We start from the raw sequence: 18,288 nt of genomic DNA on the forward strand, positions 1-18,288 counted from the left end.
TAATGATAGCTATTAGCTTTCGCTATCAGAATCGTCATTCTCTGATTTTTCCGCTTGCGTCGGCTTTTTATGCTCCGCTTTCGGCTTACGCGTCCGCGCTTTTGGGACTTTTGGCGTGGTTAAATTAAACATGCCTTTTTGTGGTAGTAATTGCTCAGCCACATTTTCGATCATGTTTTTATAACTGGCGATGGTCGTTTTTGACTTCGCCGCCTGAATTTCCTCTTTTGTCGCTTGCTCAGATAGCTGTTCAGTTGACTCAGACGCTTGCTCGTTTTCGTTTTGCACAACATCAGAGTCACCATCAGCATCTTTAGCTTCAGTATCTACTGTCTGAACTTTGTCCGCTTCTACAGCATTAACCTCAGGTTGCTCAGCGTTCTCTGCTTCTAGTGCTTGCTCTACTTTTAGCAGTTCTTCACTATCAGCGCTGACATCGTCTGTCTGAGCTTGATTGGCCAGTGCAGTCGCATCTACATTCTGAGCGTCAACGTCAACGTCGCTGTCAGCTGCTAGAGAGCCATTTTTAGGCGCTTCGGCGACTGTGGTTGCAGCTGGCTCCTGATAGTCAGGATGCTGACCACGTGGATCGTTGCTCGCCCGCTTGCTAATAGGGCGGGGCTCAACGGCTGTTTTACCTTGCGCCGCAGCAAACTGACTGACGGCTTGCGTCATCGCCTCAAAGCTTGCGAGATAATCCGCTGCTAAAGGCTCGTAGCCATAGTTACTAAAGTCAAAATCTTGCTTGGCAGCTTCGCCAGTCTCGACTTTAGACTCGTTGTTACTATCTACTTTTTCGTTAACAGCGTTAGCTTGCTCTAGGTGCAAAGCGATAGCCGCATTAAAGCAATTAATCACGCCTTCAGCGGCTAAACGCGCTGGCGCCTCTGGCAAGGTTGCGCGGATAAACTCGCCAACCGTGCCGCGGATAGCTGGAGCGTTCACAGCGCGTTGCTCATTTACCACAGGCGATTGGTTATCCGATGCTGTGGTTGTCGAGGCTTGAGCATGCTGACGACGAACCACGCGTGGATCATTGCTGGCTTGACCGAACTTTTCAGCCGTTACATAACGCTTGGCAAATAAAGCTTGATGGTCAAGTTCAAACGCTGCTTGATTGCTACTGTCAGTATCATCCGTATTAAAATCAACATTAGAACCAGTTTTCTGCGCTTTCTCAGTAGGTGCTACATCGTCATCTTTGCCGCTAGTTTCGACAGCATCACGACTTTTAGACATTGATGATTTTTCTGCTGCTGGTTGTGTAGCCTCGACATTACGCTCGTCTACAGAGTTAGCGTCAGACTTTTGCACTTTATCATCAGTAGAGCTTAGCTTGGTTTCATCCGTTTTTGCTGCAGGTATCACTGCATCGCCACTTGCAGGATTGTCACTTTTAGCAGCGTCGGCAGTCACAGTTTGCGTACTGGTTTTTTGACTACTATCAACCGAGTCACGGCGGTTTTTAGCAGCTTGACTATCAGTAATTTGCTCAACGGCTTCCTGCTTATCTGCATTTTTCGCAGTGCTGTCTTCCTGACTTGCTTTCTGCTTATCAGCTTCATTGATAGCTTTCTCAGCGCTTTGCTTTTCAGGCGCTTGGCGAGTGGCTGCTACAGATTTACTATCATCTAAAGACAAGTGCACAACTTCTGGCGACTTGAGCTCTGTAGACGCTTCATTGACCTGTAATACCACTTCATTAGGGTCTTGGTTGCGGCGCGCGCTTGATTGGCTTTTGTCATTACCGTTACTAGTTTCTTTATTGCTATGCTCGTTATTCGCACTTAACGTCTCACCGCGCTCAATTTTGCCGCGTGAGGAGCGCTGACTGTTTGATTTACGCTTGGCACGCGTTTGCTCATCTATTGTATTAGCGTCTTTCCTAGCAGCGTCATTGTGCTCGGTATTGCTATTGTCATGTCCATTACGACCGCTGTCTTGGCGGTTGTTACGATTACGGTCGTTGGTGCGTCGATTATCATGCTGACGTTTATCTTGGCTATCAGCCTGCTTGTCGTCAGTGCCGGTTGAGCGGCTGTCGTCTACGTTGTTGCTAGCAGCATTACCATTGGACTCATCTGACTGCTCTTTTCTTTGACGCGTTTTAGAAGGTCTTGATTTACGCGATTTACGTCTTCTTCTGTCTTCAGCGTCGTTGTTATCATCAGTATTACTATTAGCGGCTTGCTGACGATTAGTGTTCGGCTGTTGCTCAGTGTTCTGCTGATTGCTTGCCGTTTGCGGCGCTGCTGCGGCTTGAGTGTTGGCGTCTAGGGCGCTGTTATCGATTTGTCCAAATGAGCCAAGGCTTTGAGCGCCCGTGTTTACCAGTGCTTCAATGGCTTTGGCAGCATCACGACTACTGACCTTAGGCGTCGTCGATGCTTGCGGCGCTTGGGCAAATAGGTTGGATAACCAAGCGACTGCTTGCGGTTGGGCAGCAGTCGCGTTATTGTTTTGTGAAGCTACTGGCGCCGCGGTAGTCGCAACAGTTGGGGTGTTTTGTGACTGAGTTTGGGGTTGGGGCGCACGTGTTGTTGCATTGCTAGCGTTAGTATTGGCATTGCTACGATGGTCATTACTATGACTGGTCGTGTTTTGCTGCTGACTACTGGCTCGAGGAGTCGCTTGACTGTTTTTATTGCTACCATTATCAGCTACTTGACGAGGCTGGCGCGTTGGCTGCTGCTCAGGGCGCACTGAATCAGCGGTCTGCCAGTCGACGTTATAACCTAAATCGCTATGCTCTTGCTGCTGGGTATCGGTGATACGCTCATAGCTCGATGGCGCAAAGCCATCACGATTAAAATGTAGCTTAAAGTTTGGCGATTCTAAATGCGCGTGCGGTAAAATCGTGATACGCGTACCGCTGTCTTGCTCCAAATAAACCAAGCTATCGCGCTTTTCGTTTAATAAGAAAGCCGCGATATCGGTTGGCACTTCGGCCTGTACTTCGCCTTGACGTTCTTTTAAGGCGATTTGTTCAATCTGACGCATAATCGACAATGATAGCGAGCGCAAATCACGAATCATGCCATTGCCATGGCAACGCGGGCAAATATAGCCGGTCGACTCTTCTAGCGATGGGCGCAGGCGCTGACGGCTCATTTCCATCAAACCAAATTTAGAAATATCACCAAACTGTACACGCGCGCGGTCGTATTTGGTCGCGTCAACCAGACGTTTTTCCACTTCTTTTTGATGCTTATTGTCATTCATATCGATGAAATCAATGACAATCAAACCGCCCATATCACGCAGACGTAACTGGCGTGCAATCTCATCGGCAGCTTCTAGGTTGGTATGATAGGCAGTTTCAGCAACATCTGAGCCTTTGGTTGATTTTGCTGAGTTGATATCGATAGATACTAAGGCTTCCGTTTGGTCAATAACGATTGAGCCACCTGATGGCAAGCGAACTTCACGCTGATAAGCTGTTTCAATCTGCTTTTCGATATTAAAGCGCGAAAACATCGGCTCATAATCGGTATATTTACGCAATTTTTCTGCTTGTTTTGGCATCACGGCATCGATAAAACCGGCCGCTTCGATATAAGCGTTTTCGTTATCAATCCAAATCTCGCTAATATCATCGCGTAGATAATCACGCACGGCACGGGTGACGACGCCTGCTTCTTGGTGCACCAAACGCGGTGACGGATATTTTTGATTTTGTTCTTGGATGGCTTGCCAGATATTAAGCAAGTGATTTAAATCGTGTTGCAAATCTTCTTGGGTCTTGCCAATACCAGCAGTACGAATGATGACGCTCATGCCTTTTGGCAAATCAAGATTACCAAGCATGCGCTTCATATCTTCGCGCAATTTGCCCGAGATTTGACGCGAAATACCGCCGCCACGAGGGTTATTTGGCATCAATACCAAATAACGCCCTGCCAAAGATACATACGTTGATAAAGCTGCACCTTTATTGCCGCGCTCTTCTTTTTCGACTTGGACGATCAGCTCGTCACCCTCTTTGATTAGTTTTTTGATGTTTTCATCGCGTGGATTGCCGCTTAGATATTCAGCAGAGATTTCACGAATCGGCAAAAAGCCTTGGCGCTGTGAGCCATATTCGACAAATACCGCTTCAAGCGATGGCTCGACACGGGTGACGTGACCTTTATAAATGTTGGATTTTTTTTGCTCGCGGGTACGGTTTTCTAAATCGAAATCGTAAAGATGATTACCTTTACAAAGGGCAACGCGAATTTCTTCGTTTTGAGTAGCGTTGATTAAAATGCGTTTCATGTTTGAATCCTATGAGTACGCATAACAACGACGGGGCAGGCTTTCGGGCAAGGGAGCAAGTGCGGTTAAGGGTAAATTAACCTGAGTAGATGTTAATGAGCGGGAGAACGTAAAGCAGAAATATCGGCAAGCACATGAGCTTTTCGTCACTGCTGTTAACCTAAAATGTATTAGCCATTTATCCTGCTAATGTCGGTAACGTTCGTATAGATAAGGTAGGGTGTAAAGCTACTATCTATATCATATTATGAGTAGGCTTGGTCTAACGATTAAGGCACGTGCGGGTTTGTGGTCTTTTTGACAGTCATTTATCCAAGTTTAATCCGCACACCTTGTAAGGGCGGCGATGGATAAGGACTGAGATTTAAGAGGTCACAATTACCAAAAAAGCATCGTGTTGTCACAATTAATCAATCAAGGTCTAGCAATCATAGCGCTGTTAATAAAGAACTGTTTTATCGGTAAGTGCTAGTGCATAAAACAGTACCGTGCAGCGGTTATCCTTTTAGGTAAAGCAATTGGTCATTCTTTATTTATCGTTCTTTTGGCTATCACGTCAAAAATATCTGGGGTAACTCAAAGCTAGGTGGCGCTGCTCTAATCATCAGCGGGGCGTACTTGGCAAACAGAATAAATGACCGGCTTATCGGCGCGGTGTCTCTTGTCTATCCTACTTCGCGTGCTCTGTTTGACCACCAATACTCAGGCAGCTATCGATAATCAATCAATGATGCTCGATTCTGGCTTTAAGCGACCCAAACTTGCTCAACTGTGCGCTAAAGGACTGGCTGATAATTAGTTATGCGTGATAAATAATTATCAAAATAAGTCGTGGTTAGGCGGTAGTGAGTAAATGTTATGTTGTTATCGCGCGATAAAATGGTTGTTAGCCAATTTATCAAAGCGATGTCGTTTAATATCAGCGTGTTTTGTCTTGATAAAAAACTATATTACTAAAAAACGTTGTACTAAAAATTTTGGGTACTGATACATCCTATATATAGATAATTATCAGCGTTGTTCTTACAATTTATGGGGCATTATAGGGTATATCAAGGGATATAACACCCTTAAAATCAGATGAAACGCACAAGTTTGGCAACCTTTATAACGGCCATCGCCTGACTAACCAGTAGTAGCAACGGCGCAATATTGTCTGTAACAACAAGGAATTATTGTCGCAGCCTCTGCTTAATTGGCGCTCAACATGCTAAACTATAGCAAATCTTTGTGTAAATACCTAACTAAAAATGACAAACTCAAAAATGCCAACCGAACAGCCTATCCACGAAGCGCCCGCTATCTTTAATAGTAAAACGCGCCCGCAAAGTGCCGATGACGAAATCAGTAACTTTGAAAAGGTCAATTACCTTGAAGTCACGCGCCATCAGCACGACCAACGTTTGGATAACTTTTTGCTTAATCGCCTAAAGGGTCTGCCAAAATCCCACATCTACAAGATGATTCGCTCAGATGAAGTGCGCGTTAATAATAAACGCTGTAAAGCGCATGACAGATTGCAGCGTGAAGACGTGGTGCGTATTGCGCCTGTACAGCTCGCGACTCGTGACAAACCGATTATCAGCGCTGAATTTGCCAATAGCTTATTGGCGCGGGTAGTCTACGAAGATGAGGGTCTAATCGTACTTAATAAGCCTGCTGGTATTGCTGTGCATGGCGGTAGTGGTTTAGATTTTGGCGTTATCGAGGCCATGCGCGAAGTGACAGGTAAAAAGTATCTCGAGCTGATTCATCGTATCGATAAAGATACTTCAGGTCTGCTGATGATTTCTAAAAAGCGCTCAGCGTTGAAAGTGCTCCAGCAGCATCTTGTCGATAGAACCATTCAAAAGCATTATCTTTGCCTAGCAAAAGGTCAACCTGCGCTCAATGAGCAGCGTATCGACGCGCCATTACTGCGCTATACGTTGGCTAGCGGTGAGCGCCGCGTAAAAGTAGATGCGCAAGACCCACAGGCGAAAGAAAGCCAGACAGATATCATTGTGCATGGTCGCTTTACCTTAAATGAACAGCCAGTGAGCCTGCTTGAAGCAAAACCTTTGACCGGTCGCACCCATCAAATTCGCGTACATTTGGCGCATATCGGCCATGCTATATTAGGTGACGATAAATACAATGTGCATGACAAATCGGGCGTGCATCGTTTGTGTTTACATGCGTGGCGTTTAGATATTCCTGGCTATGAAGCCATTACCGCGCCATTACCAGATGAGATGATGGATTGGTTACCAGCAGATATTCAGCTGCCTGAATAAGTTTTAAAAATTTCTTTTTAAAGGCTGTTTAAAGACTGATAGTCAATGCAGTTTTTAAATGACTATTTAACACAATCGTCACAGTTGCTTATTTGCGCATACATTCGCCAAATAAGTACCTGTGACGTTTTCATATTTGCCATTTGTTATTTTTAAAGGGTTAGACCATGACAGCATCTATCGCTAGTAAAACAGCGCCAACCAATATTTCTGAGTTAGCAGCCGAGCATCATTTAGCGGGTAAAAAGCTGATCATTTTTGATTGGGATGGCACCTTGATGGATTCGATTGGCCTAATCGTTGAGTCTATGCATATAGCGGGCGAGGCGCATGGCTTTAGGACTACCGATCAGGCCGTCAAAGACATTATCGGGCTGAGCTTAATGTACGGCATTGAGATTTTATATCCGCAAGCAAGCGATACGCAAAAGCTCGCCATTCAGCAAAGCTATGCAGAATACTATATTCCGAACAGCCATCGTACGCCGTTTTTTACGCCTATTGAAAATATGCTCCTGACGTTAAAGCAGCAAGATAAGCAGCTTGCGGTCGCTACCGGCAAAAAAAGAAAGGGGTTAGATCGAGTATTAGAGGCTTCTGCTAGCCATCACTATTTTACCATCACGCGCTGTGCTGATGAATCCGGCTCCAAACCTGATCCGCAAATGCTGCGCGATATTTTAGATTACACCAACCAGCCAATCTCGCAGGCAGTATTTATCGGTGACAGTATTTACGATATTCAAATGGCCAATCGTTTAGGCATGACCAGTATTGCGGTCAATTATGGCACAGCGTCAAGCAGCGAGCTTGCTGCCGAGCAGCCAACTTATCAAGTGGATACCCCGCAAGAATTAGTGGCATTATTATGTGCATAAATCGTGCGTGTAAATTATGTATGTAAATAAAACGTCATTTAAACCTAGGGCGTGTCCTCAATTCAAGCGCTTGTATCTAAATGGGCTAAAAATGGCTAAATTTTATCAAACATCGTCAAATAGCTGACTAATATCTCGATATTATTTGCGCTATTTTCCTCGTTTGACGGCAATTTATCTCATTTTTATCACCATTTTTAAAATGAGGACACGCCCTAGTAAATAGAATTATTGAAAAGTAAATTTCCATAAAAAAGGGTTTATCGTTATCAACGATAAACCCTTTTGAGATTTCTACTGAATAAACTGAGTAGTCTATTTAGCACTTTTTTACTTATCAGCGCTTTGGTCGTTAGTTTCTATTCTATTTTCTTGGTTTTCAATAACAGACGCTTCAGCATTTTTATCCTCCTTGGCCTGATATTGATACCAATTACCCATGACGCCTGCCAGCTCATCAAGACCTTCTTTTCTTAATGCGGAAAACAACTGTATCGTGCAGTCTAAACCCAACTGCTTAAGTCTTTTACGGGTATTAAGCAGCGCAGTTTTAGACGCGCCATATTTAAGCTTATCGGCTTTGGTGAGCAAAATATGCACCGGCAGCTCGCCATCTTTTGCCCAATGCAGCATTTGCTCATCAAAGAATTTAAGCGGATGACGGATATCGGTCATCAGTACCAAACCTGCTAGGCTTGAACGCGATACCAGATATTCTTCAAGCTCAACTTGCCATTCTTTTTTCATCTCAAGGGGCACGGCCGCATAACCATAGCCCGGCAAGTCAACCAAACGCGTATAGGTATCGCCGATACTAAAGAAGTTAATCATTTGCGTCCGCCCAGGCGTTTTAGACGAGCGCGCCAGTTGACGTTGATTGGTTAGGGCGTTGATAGCGGACGACTTTCCCGCGTTCGAGCGACCAGCAAAAGCGACTTCGAGCCCTACATCGGGCGGACAAAGACGAAAAGTCGGCGCGGACGTCATAAATTCAGTTTGCTGAATGCGCTGACGGGCTTTGGTATTAAAATCCGCATGTTCGGCGGCGACATCTTTAAACGGGGTACTCATAAATGACTCATTAATCTTAAAAAATTAGATACAGTAGTGAAAAGTTTGTGAATAAAATAGGGCAGTAAGCAAAGCCAAAAATAGGTGAGCGGCAAAAGTAGGCCGTTAATAACATGAGCATTTTAGGATAACGCCTATTCTATACTATTATAGCGCTTAGTTATTGAAATAAAGGCAATTACCCTCATATTAATGACAACATAACCGTAAATAAAATCGTGTTTGAGCCCCGATTTTTATTCCAATAAACATTGTTAACAAAGCTAAACCATATTTATATATATTAATATGACATATATTGTTACAATATTTAGTCAGATAAAGTGAATGACAATTGCACAATAAACGCTTAATAAAATCATGGATTAAGCAAACGAAAAAGATACGAGGTGTCTTATGTTTTCAATCACCGACATTTTTGCCAAAAGCTATCGTTTCTTAGCTGCCAGTAGTGCTGCTTTAATCATTGGTATGGCGACGATCAGTAGTGCAGGCGCCGCCGATATTGCAACATCCTATAATAACTCATGTGCCGCCTGTCACGATAGTGGCGCACTTAATGCGATTAAAAAAGGCGATAGTGCCAAATGGCAACAGCTTATCAAACAAAAAGGTATGCCAGCGCTGGTTAAGTCTGTCAAAAATGGCATGATTCAAATGCCAGCGGGCGGCTTATGCCAAGACTGTAGCGATGACGATTACCGTAAGCTTATCGAGTATATGAGCAAGTAGTAAATGAATAATAAATAGCCAAGCAGTAAGTAGTTTTGTATGGCTAAATAAATGTAATGATAAATGATACGAGGCGCAGGGTGAGTAAACCTATTGCGCTTTTTGTTTTTTTATTAAGTGAATAAATATCGAACAGCCAGAAAAAATAACCAATGCTACGATTAAGTAGGCAAATAGTAAAAAGTCTTGCTATAATAATCCAAAATAAACCCTGATATTAGTAAGTACTTTCGGGCTGCTTGTGATAAAGACCGCGTAATACATAGCGTAGCTGATTAGATGCTATCTTTGTAGTGGGTGCGGCTTTTGATAATGCAATCACTCTAAATAATGCTTACGTCGAGTTAGTAGGATTTGTATCAATGAAAAAGTTAATCGCTGCCGCCAGCTTATGTGTTGCAAGTTTCAGCGTACAAGCTGCTATTATTGTTCCTGAACATGACGTCAATGCAGGTAAGCAAATTGCAGAAACCGTTTGTGCGGCTTGTCATGGTGTTGATGGTGTCAGTCCTGTGCCAGCCCAGCCGAATCTTGGCGGTCAAAACGTAAAGTACTTATATAAGCAATTGGTCAATTTTAAATCAGGCTACCGTAAAAACGGTATCATGCAGTCACAAGTTGCCAATTTATCTCAGCAAGATTTAGCCAACGTCGCAGGCTATTATGCCAGCCAAAAACCTTGGGGCGTCGCATTTGGTAATCCTGCGACGACGCAAGAAGCGACTAAGCTGTTTTTAGGTGGTGACAAATCCCGTGGCGTGATCGGTTGTGCAGGCTGTCATGGTCCAGATGCTGCGGGTAACGTTTGGGCTGCATTTCCGCGTTTAGGCGGACAGCACGCTGAATATATTGCCACTCAGCTAAAGCTTTTCCGTGCTGCTGGTCGTGTTGATGATATCGATAGCGATGAGCAAAAACGTGTTAACGATGCGGAAAAAGAAGGCGAGATGGGTATGATGCAGATGGTTGCGGCAAAACTGTCTGATCGCGATATTCGTATCTTGTCAGATTATGTGAGCGCGATTCACTAATCTGCTACCTATGTAGCGGCTCGCACTTTGACGCGCTTAGTGAGATTATATAATAAGTGAAGCAATTTGCTGCCGCCGTTATGATTTAGCTCTTAAACCCCGATTTCGGGGTTTTTTTATAACTGTTAGTCCTTATATAATTTGCATAAGCTTTGATAACCCTTATAAGAATTAAGCGCTTTCATATGACGCTATCATAGAAAATATAGATGTCTATCAGTACTTTATAGCCTTAACTATTATTCACTTTGAATCGCTTGGATTTAGATTATGATGATTCGCTATGCTTCTTACTTTATCGCCGCGTTGCTACCGCTATTGTTATTTCGCTGGTTTGCGCCCGCATCCATAGGCGAGATTGACTTTTGGTTGCTGTGGCTTGTGGCGATGGTATTGGTTTCGCTGCCCGTTGTGTATGCGGAAATTGCGTTGGCTTATCGTAGCGCTGAAGCACCTTTAGCGGGTATGCAAAAGCTTACGCGTGAAGCCGATGCCAGCACCTTTTGGCGCAGTTTTGGTTGGCTCGCGGCACTGGTTTCTATCCTCATTGCGGCGCTTGTCATATCGGGAGCAAGCACCGGCATTTTAGCCGCCTTGACGGAGCTCAATAGCGTACCTAATATACCAAGCTTCGCCATTGCTGCAGGATTGATGGTTATCGCCGTCTTATTAAGCTTACTAGGCGTGGCACCGTTACCAATAGGCTTGGGTTTAATGCTGGTCGGTTTATTATTGGGTGTGGCCAACGGTCTGCCAAATATCGCTTTTGCCATGACCGATGTCAGCTTGAGCGAGTGGGCGCGCGCCGTGGCGTTGGCATTAGTGAGCGTCGGTGCGGGTACAGGTTTATACTGGTTTGGTCAACACCTAGTGAGCAAGCAAACGGTCACGGCGGTAAGGGCTGATAATCACAATGCGCAAACCACTCGTAATAGTGCCGCGCAAGCATATCGCGCAACCAAGCTGGTATTACCGATTTGGATATTACAGCTAGTGGTTGGTGTGGTCGCTTTATTTATCAGTGGCATGGCGCTACCACCGATTGGGCAGTTACTTTATTGGGTTGGGGTGCTGTTTGTGGTCAGCTATTTGCTCCATTATAGTACGCAGCAATTGGCGCATAAATTTGGTTTGCTAGTCAGTGTGGTGTTAACGTTTGTGCTAGCGCTATTGTTAGTTGTCGCCATACCGACCAATTGGCTAGTCGGTATTTTGGTGATTATCAGTAGTATCGCCGTGCTGTTATTGTCCGTCTTTGCTGGTTGGCAGATGAAAATTAGCCACTTGCGTAAGTCTTTAAACTTTGGCAATGAAGCTTTTTATAACTTGTGGCGGGTGGCGATACGCCTTATTGTGCCGCTGGCATTACTGTTAGCGTTAATCGGTTGGGTGATGCAGTGGTTAAGCTGAGGACTGCTGCTAACCATAGTACAGCTGATAAAGATGAGGTTAACGTTAACCTAACTCAGGCTGAGCAGAGTGATTTGATAACAGTATTTCTGGCGTATGCAGAAGAGGCGACGCGTCAGCATTATCAAACTGTTCAAGTTAGGCAGGGCACAACTTTGTATGAGGCCTTGGCTCAGGCAGGTTGGCTAAAACAGTTTGAAGAGCTAGCAAGCTGGTGCGAGCAGGTTGCCAATACGATGACGCCAACGGCTAAGCGCTGGCATGTTGGGGTATACGCGCAAAAGCAGCCACTCAATTATATATTGCAGCCGTCTGATCGGGTAGAGGTATATCGCAGCTTAAGCGCTGATCCCATGTCTCAGCGCAAAAATAAATCTCGCGGTTAGTTTTTAGAAATTTCTATCAGACTTATGATGCAGGCAGGCTATCGATACCTTCAATGCGGGTCACTATACCGTTATCATCGAAATAAACAATCAAATGCTGGCTGGCATTTTTGACATCGGCGATACCTTTACGGCGACCTTCTGTTCCGGCTTTATAGTCGTAAATGTAGTCCCAGCGTTTTGGCGCGAGCGTGTCTCTGATTGCTGGGCTACCAAGAATATAAAGCACCTGATTTTGATTCATACCCACTTGCACTTTTTGCGCCTGCGCTTGGGTAATGGCAGTGCCTTGGGGCAAGTCAATCTTATAGACACTCAGTAACGAGCAGCCAGACATAGCCACAGTAGCACCGAGCATAGTCGTCATGGCAATCTTACGTAATGCGTTTGCAGAGCTTAACGAACGAAAATTAAAGGTCTTTATCATGGTAAAATGACTCATAAAAAATGGGTTAGGCGCCGCTAAAAACCGATAATGTGGGTCTTGCAGGCAATCTTGCACAAATGATACGTCATTTACTTGCAATTGCCTACCACTTACGACATTATTTACCAAGTGCTATTTTACCGCCTTTATTATTTATATTTTAAATTCAAACACTTGGCAGCGATTTTTCGCAAAAAATGCTCTGCATAATCGTTCATTTTTTATTGTTTTTATATTTTATCAGCACTTATTATTAACTATTGATGTTTATTTAACTCCTGTTTTTTGAATTCATTTGCTAAGACTTTCATAGTCAGAAGGGATATTATGGCTTCTTTTACCAATCAAGATTTACGTAAAGCGGGTTTAAAGGTAACGTTACCACGTATCAAAATTTTAGAGCTGCTCGAAAGTGCGGAGCTGCATCATATGAGTGCTGAAGAGGTATATAAAGCACTGATTGACCAAGGTGAAGATGTGGGGCTGGCAACCGTTTATCGCGTATTAACCCAGTTTGAGCAAGCGGGTATCGTTGAGCGCCACAACTTTGAAAACAATTTATCAGTGTTTGAGATTACTCAAGAAGAGCATCATGACCATTTGGTTTGTGATGTCTGCGGCAAAATCGTCGAGTTCCATAACAAAACCATTGAAGAAGAGCAGACCAAAGTAGCGGCAGAGCATGGCTTTAAGCTATCTGGTCATTCTTTGGTGCTGTACGGTATTTGTGATAATCAAGCCTGTAGAGACAACGCTAAGTAAGCGTTTTAGAAAAAAAATTATCTGATATTGATAATTTATAGTCTATTACTATTCAAGTATTAACTTAAACGCCAAAAAAGCCCTCACATTTGATGAGGGCTTTTTTATGGGAAATTCTAGGTAAGTAGTGCCATATCAAGTGATATCTAACGATAAACTATCGGCGCCTTCATCTAAGTTGACGTTGCCATTTTTACCACTTAACTTAATCTTTAAGCGTAAATCGTTAGGGGAGTCAGCGTGCAGAATGGCTTCTTTATAAGTGATTTCACCATTTTTATATAAATCAAACAGCGCTTGGTCAAAGGTTTGCATGCCGCTATCACGTGAGCGCGTCATGACATCTTTGATTTCGTGCACCTCGCCTTTACGGATGTAGTCGCTGATCAGCTGTGAGTTTAATAAAATCTCAATAGCGGCGCGGCGTCCTTTACCATCAGGCGTTGGAATCAATTGCTGAGCGATAATAGCTTGCAAGTTTAATGATAAATCCATAAACAACTGATTATGGCGACTGGTTTCAAAAAAGTGAATGATACGGTCAATCGCTTGGTTGGCGTTATTGGCGTGTAAAGTTGCAAAGACCAAATGCCCCGTTTCAGCGTATTGAATCGCGTAGCTCATGACTTCGCGGTTACGAATCTCACCAATCAAAATCACATCAGGCGCTTGGCGCAAGGTGTTTTTAAGACCTGCCTCAAAAGAATGGGTGTCGATACCAACTTCGCGCTGGGTAATGATACAACCGCGGTGCTTATGCACAAACTCAATCGGATCTTCGATGGTAATAATATGACCGTGTGAATTCTGGTTACGATGGCCAATCATCGCCGCAAGGGTAGTTGATTTACCCGTACCTGTAGCCCCAACCAACAAAATAATACCGCGCTTTTTCATGGCCAGCTCTTTTAGCGCTGGGGGCAGGCGTAGCTCTTCAACGGTCGGGATTTTATTTTCGATTTTCCGTAAAATCATCCCTGCCATGTCGCGCTGAATAAAAGCACTTACCCGAAAGCGCGCTTGCTGCGCTTGATCTGAAATCGCAAATTGACACTCGTTGGTTTCGTCAAATTCTTTTTGCTGGCTTGGGGTCATCACCCCTTTGACCAATCTCATGGTTTGCTCAGCGGTTAACGGCGTTTTACCCACCGGCAAGATTTTGCCATTGATTTTCATGGACGGCGCGACATCAGCAGTAATAAAAAGGTCAGAGCCGTTTTTATTAATCATTAATTGTAAAAGCTTATCAATGTCCATAACGTACCTACATTTGGAATATATAGTTTAAAACTGCTGCAATAAACTTTTAAAGCGGGCAATAACAACAACCGTTAAAATAACTAAAGCTGAGTAAGAGTTTTTCATCGTTTACCTATAACTTTAACAAAAATTTATATTAAAACTTTTAATACTATGTAAACCCATACTAAATAAAGGCTTCAGGCTGCTTGGCATAAGGGCGAGCGACATCTTTACTGATTGTGCCTTTTGAAACCAAGTTTTTAAGCGTTTGATCAAGAGTAATCATGCCTTCACCAGCACCAGTTTGGATAGCAGAATACATCTGCGCGATTTTATTCTCACGTATCAAGTTACGAATCGCAGGCGTGCCCAGCATGATTTCATGAGCAGCAATACGTCCGCCGGTTTGGCGGCGTAGTAGCGTTTGTGAGATGACCGCTTGTAGCGACTCTGAGAGCATCGCCCGTATCATATCTTTTTCGGCTGCAGGGAAGACGTCAATCACGCGATCAATGGTTTTGGCAGCAGAGCTGGTGTGCAAGGTGCCAAAGACCAAATGCCCTGTTTCAGCGGCGGTCAATGCCAAGCGAATGGTCTCAAGGTCACGTAACTCACCAACGAGGATAACGTCTGGATCTTCACGTAGAGCCGAGCGCAATGCTGGCTCGAAACCCAAAGTATCGCGGTGGACTTCACGTTGGTTAATCAAGCTCTTTTTAGACTCATGAACAAATTCAATCGGGTCTTCGATGGTTAAAATATGCTCTTTACGGGTTTCATTGATATAATCGATCATGGCAGCAAGCGTGGTAGATTTCCCTGAACCCGTTGGCCCCGTGACCAGTACCACACCGCGTTTAAAGTCGGATACTCGTTTAAAGACGTCACCCATACCTAAGTCTTCCATAGTGAGAACTTTAGAAGGAATGGTTCGAAAAACAGCGCCAGCGCCGCGGTTTTGATTAAAGGCGTTGACACGAAAACGTGCTAGATTTGGAATCTCAAAAGAGAAGTCGGTCTCAAAGAACTCTTCAAAGTCAGCGCGTTGCTTATCATTTATGATGTCATAAATAAGCTGATGCACCACTTGATGCGTCATTTCAGGCATATTAATACGGGTCATCTCACCATCGACACGAATCATCGCTGGCATACCGGCTGAAATATGTAAATCCGACGCTTTGTGCTTAACGGTAAAGCGCAACAAGTCTTCGATGTTTAAACGATGCTTTTCAGCCATAGTGGAATATCCCTATTGATAGACAAAAATGAGCCAAACAAGAATGGACAAAGAAACGCTTAGAAATTATGATACTTTACGATTCTATGCCACTATTTAACCATCTACTATATGCATAAAATGTAAAAATAATCCAAATATACATTGGTTTGTTAATATAAGTTTATGTCTGTTTTTTATCAAAATTTTAACTGCTTAATTTCATAGCTCCTTCTATTTATAATTAATAAAATAATCACCTAATATTTCTGTGAGTTTTTTATGAACACTACCTCTACACCACAAAACAACGCTACGAGTTTAGCTGATAAAAAAAACAATGAAGATGATTTTGATGCGGCAGAATTGATTGCAAATTGGCAGCAAGTAAGCGAGCAGGTGGCGCAAGCATCTGTACAGGCGCAAAGGCAGAAAGACGAGATCACTTTATTAGCAGTGTCTAAAACCAAACCTGCTGAGATGATTGCGACGTTGGCGCGTCAAGGGCAACGAGATTTTGGTGAAAACTACTTGCAAGAGGCTATTGAGAAAATACAAGCTTTACGACAACAGCCACAATGCGAACACATCGTTTGGCACTATATTGGCAGTATCCAGCGTAATAAAACCCGTGATATTGCTGAGAATTTTGATTGGGTGCAAACGCTTGAGCGTGAGATTATCGCCAAACGTTTACATGAGCAGCGCCCAGCCGAGCTGCCAGCGCTTAATGTGTTGATACAAGTCAATATTGATAACGAGGACAGTAAGTCAGGATGTTTGCCAGCTGAGCTGCCAAACTTGATAAGCACGATTAAAGATTACGAGCGCTTGCAATTGCGCGGGCTGATGATTATTCCAGCGAAAGCTAATACCGACGCCTTTGCTCGAACCAAACAATTATTTGACAGTATCAAGCGAGAATATCCGGAATTAAAGCAGTGGGATACGCTGAGTATGGGCATGAGTGATGATATGAGCGCCGCGATTGCCAATGGTTCTACGATGGTACGCGTTGGCACAGCCATATTTGGCGCGCGTGGCTGATTATTCTAATGTCATTAAATCCATTAATTGAGGGTCAAACTACGCCAATCTCAACTTATCGTAGGCCTTTGATTTTTATAGAATTTAAAATTTTAATTGTTTTAACTGAAATTTTAAAAACTAAGTAAACCAATACCTTAGAAAAATAAGTTGAGAGTGGGGTTCAAACTCTCTAAATTTATACGGTTATTTATCGTGAAGTGCACTTTAAAATGCAGCTTTTACAAAACTTTTTCTTCAAGTTTAGTGACGAGTAGCTGGGTAATTTTCAGATTGTCAGTCGCGATTATCTCAAAGCGATAGTTGGCGTATTCGATGGTATCGGTTTTTTTAGGGATTTTACGCAGCATATACATCATAAAGCCGCTAATGGTTTCATAGTTTTGACTGCGCGGTAAATTAACGATATCGAGCGCGCGAACCACATCTTCAATGGGCGTCATACCATCGATGAGCCAAGAATTATCAGTACGTTGCACGATAGGCTGCTCCTCAACCGTGACTAGCTCACCCATGACAATACTCATCACATCGCGTAGGGTAATGACACCAACTACCAAGCCATATTCATTGACGATCACGGCAAAGTCAGCGCCGGTCGATTTAAACATCTCCAACACTTCAAACAAAGACAAGGTGTCAGGTACAAATAACGCCGGTTTTAATAGCGCTTTATCGGTTAGGCTAACTTCTTGCTGATTGAGCACCAAAGCTAGAAAGCTGCGCGACTCTACATAGCCGATAATTTGCTCTAAATCGTCTTCCTCGCAGACTAAAAACTTATTATGTGGCTGGGCAATCATTACCTCAACCACTTCTTCGGTGCTGGTTTTGCTATCAAAATAGACGATATGCTCACGCGGATTCATGACCGAAGTAACGGTACGTTCTTGCATCTCAAAGATATTTTCAATCAAATGATGTTCTTGTTTTTTAATTACCCCAGCTTCGGCGCCCGCGTCCATCACCGCATAGATGTCTTCTGGCGTCATATCATCTTGGCGTGTGGTTGAGATACTAAAAAACTCAAAAATCAGGTTTGCTGCGCCATCAAAGACCCAAATAACGGGCTTAAAAATAAATGTCAGCGCCATCATAGGGCGTACCAGCCGCACTGCAAAAACTTCTGCATTAGACATCGCCAAACGTCTGGGCATCAAATCGGCAAGTAGGGAAAATAAGCTGGTAATCACGACGAAAGAGATAACCGATGACACCGCTTCATTCTTGACTAACAGCTGTAAATACGGGCTAATCGCCGACTCACCAACCGCACCAGCTGAAATGGCGACAGCATTAAGCACGACTTGCACTACCGTAATAAATCCACCAGGATTTTCTTGCATATGCAGGACATCAAGGGCGCGGACTTCACCTTCTTTTGCCATGATTTGCAGCTTAATCTTGCGACCAGCAGCGATAGCAATTTCTGCCCCAGAAACAAAGGCACTCAAAGCCAGTAATAATAAAAGAAAAATACTAGCGGTTAGCAAACTCATGACGGACTCGGATAACGATAGGTAGGGTAGTTAAATTGAAAGTAGTTGAAA

General features: G+C 43.7%; 14 protein-coding genes. 8 read left to right on the forward strand and 6 right to left on the reverse strand.

Going from position 1 to position 18,288, the window contains the following annotated elements:
• Positions 1-12: 12 nt before the first annotated feature.
• Positions 13-4,257 carry an Rne/Rng family ribonuclease gene (locus JFC07_RS07335; protein ID WP_198328758.1) on the reverse strand — a complete coding sequence of 1,415 codons (4,245 nt, stop codon included), beginning with the start codon at positions 4,255-4,257 and terminating at the stop codon, positions 13-15.
• Positions 4,258-5,507: 1,250 nt separating this feature from the next.
• On the opposite strand from JFC07_RS07335, the gene JFC07_RS07340 reads away from it, so the two are divergent.
• Together JFC07_RS07340 and JFC07_RS07345 are read left to right on the forward strand one after the other, a co-directional pair.
• The gene (locus tag JFC07_RS07340) at positions 5,508-6,533 is read left to right on the forward strand and encodes an RluA family pseudouridine synthase (protein WP_227678303.1); all 1,026 of its coding nucleotides are present in this window, start codon (positions 5,508-5,510) and stop codon (positions 6,531-6,533) included.
• Between the two features lie 167 nt (positions 6,534-6,700).
• A complete protein-coding gene (locus tag JFC07_RS07345; RefSeq protein WP_198328759.1) occupies positions 6,701-7,411 on the forward strand; it encodes an HAD-IA family hydrolase in 711 nt (236 codons plus the stop codon).
• 330 nt (positions 7,412-7,741) lie between these two features.
• Here the strand turns inward: JFC07_RS07345 and yihA are convergent, their stop codons facing one another.
• Positions 7,742-8,482, reverse strand: coding sequence for a ribosome biogenesis GTP-binding protein YihA/YsxC (gene yihA / locus JFC07_RS07350; RefSeq protein ID WP_225211681.1), 741 nt, complete (start codon positions 8,480-8,482; stop codon positions 7,742-7,744).
• 396 nt (positions 8,483-8,878) lie between these two features.
• On the opposite strand from yihA, the gene JFC07_RS07355 reads away from it, so the two are divergent.
• The 4 genes from JFC07_RS07355 to JFC07_RS07370 all read left to right on the forward strand — a co-directional run bounded on the left by JFC07_RS07355 (position 8,879) and on the right by JFC07_RS07370 (position 12,041).
• Positions 8,879-9,214, forward strand: a complete 336-nt coding sequence (locus JFC07_RS07355) for a c-type cytochrome (protein WP_068406397.1) — start codon at positions 8,879-8,881, stop codon at positions 9,212-9,214.
• A gap of 362 nt (positions 9,215-9,576) precedes the next feature.
• The gene (locus JFC07_RS07360; protein WP_068406399.1) at positions 9,577-10,245 is read left to right on the forward strand and encodes a c-type cytochrome; all 669 of its coding nucleotides are present in this window, start codon (positions 9,577-9,579) and stop codon (positions 10,243-10,245) included.
• A gap of 270 nt (positions 10,246-10,515) precedes the next feature.
• A complete protein-coding gene (locus JFC07_RS07365) occupies positions 10,516-11,655 on the forward strand; it encodes a hypothetical protein (RefSeq protein WP_068406401.1) in 1,140 nt (379 codons plus the stop codon).
• Positions 11,643-12,041 (forward strand): RnfH family protein, encoded by a 399-nt coding sequence (locus tag JFC07_RS07370; RefSeq protein ID WP_227514961.1) that lies wholly within the window; start codon positions 11,643-11,645, stop codon positions 12,039-12,041. Before JFC07_RS07365 ends, JFC07_RS07370 begins: the two co-directional genes overlap by 13 nt.
• 22 nt (positions 12,042-12,063) lie before the next feature.
• Here the strand turns inward: JFC07_RS07370 and JFC07_RS07375 are convergent, their stop codons facing one another.
• On the reverse strand, positions 12,064-12,483 hold the full coding sequence (locus tag JFC07_RS07375) for an outer membrane protein assembly factor BamE (protein WP_068406454.1): 420 nt from the start codon (positions 12,481-12,483) through the stop codon (positions 12,064-12,066).
• Positions 12,484-12,795: 312 nt separating this feature from the next.
• Here JFC07_RS07375 and fur point away from each other — a divergent pair, with 312 nt between their 5' ends.
• Complete coding sequence (gene fur, locus JFC07_RS07380) at positions 12,796-13,230, forward strand: ferric iron uptake transcriptional regulator (RefSeq protein ID WP_068406404.1); 435 nt, start codon at positions 12,796-12,798, stop codon at positions 13,228-13,230.
• A gap of 135 nt (positions 13,231-13,365) precedes the next feature.
• Here the strand turns inward: fur and JFC07_RS07385 are convergent, their stop codons facing one another.
• Positions 13,366-14,487, reverse strand: coding sequence for a PilT/PilU family type 4a pilus ATPase (locus JFC07_RS07385; RefSeq protein WP_068406407.1), 1,122 nt, complete (start codon positions 14,485-14,487; stop codon positions 13,366-13,368).
• A 169-nt stretch (positions 14,488-14,656) separates the two neighbouring features.
• Positions 14,657-15,712, reverse strand: coding sequence for a type IV pilus twitching motility protein PilT (locus JFC07_RS07390; protein WP_068406410.1), 1,056 nt, complete (start codon positions 15,710-15,712; stop codon positions 14,657-14,659).
• Between the two features lie 261 nt (positions 15,713-15,973).
• On the opposite strand from JFC07_RS07390, the gene JFC07_RS07395 reads away from it, so the two are divergent.
• Positions 15,974-16,738, forward strand: a complete 765-nt coding sequence (locus tag JFC07_RS07395) for a YggS family pyridoxal phosphate-dependent enzyme (protein WP_082894340.1) — start codon at positions 15,974-15,976, stop codon at positions 16,736-16,738.
• 221 nt (positions 16,739-16,959) lie between these two features.
• Here JFC07_RS07395 and JFC07_RS07400 read toward each other — a convergent pair whose 3' ends face one another.
• On the reverse strand, positions 16,960-18,237 hold the full coding sequence (locus tag JFC07_RS07400; protein ID WP_198328760.1) for a polyamine export protein PaeA: 1,278 nt from the start codon (positions 18,235-18,237) through the stop codon (positions 16,960-16,962).
• Positions 18,238-18,288: the final 51 nt, after the last annotated feature.

This window comes from Psychrobacter faecalis (assembly GCF_016107575.1).
Taxonomy (GTDB): Bacteria; Pseudomonadota; Gammaproteobacteria; order Pseudomonadales; family Moraxellaceae; genus Psychrobacter; species Psychrobacter faecalis.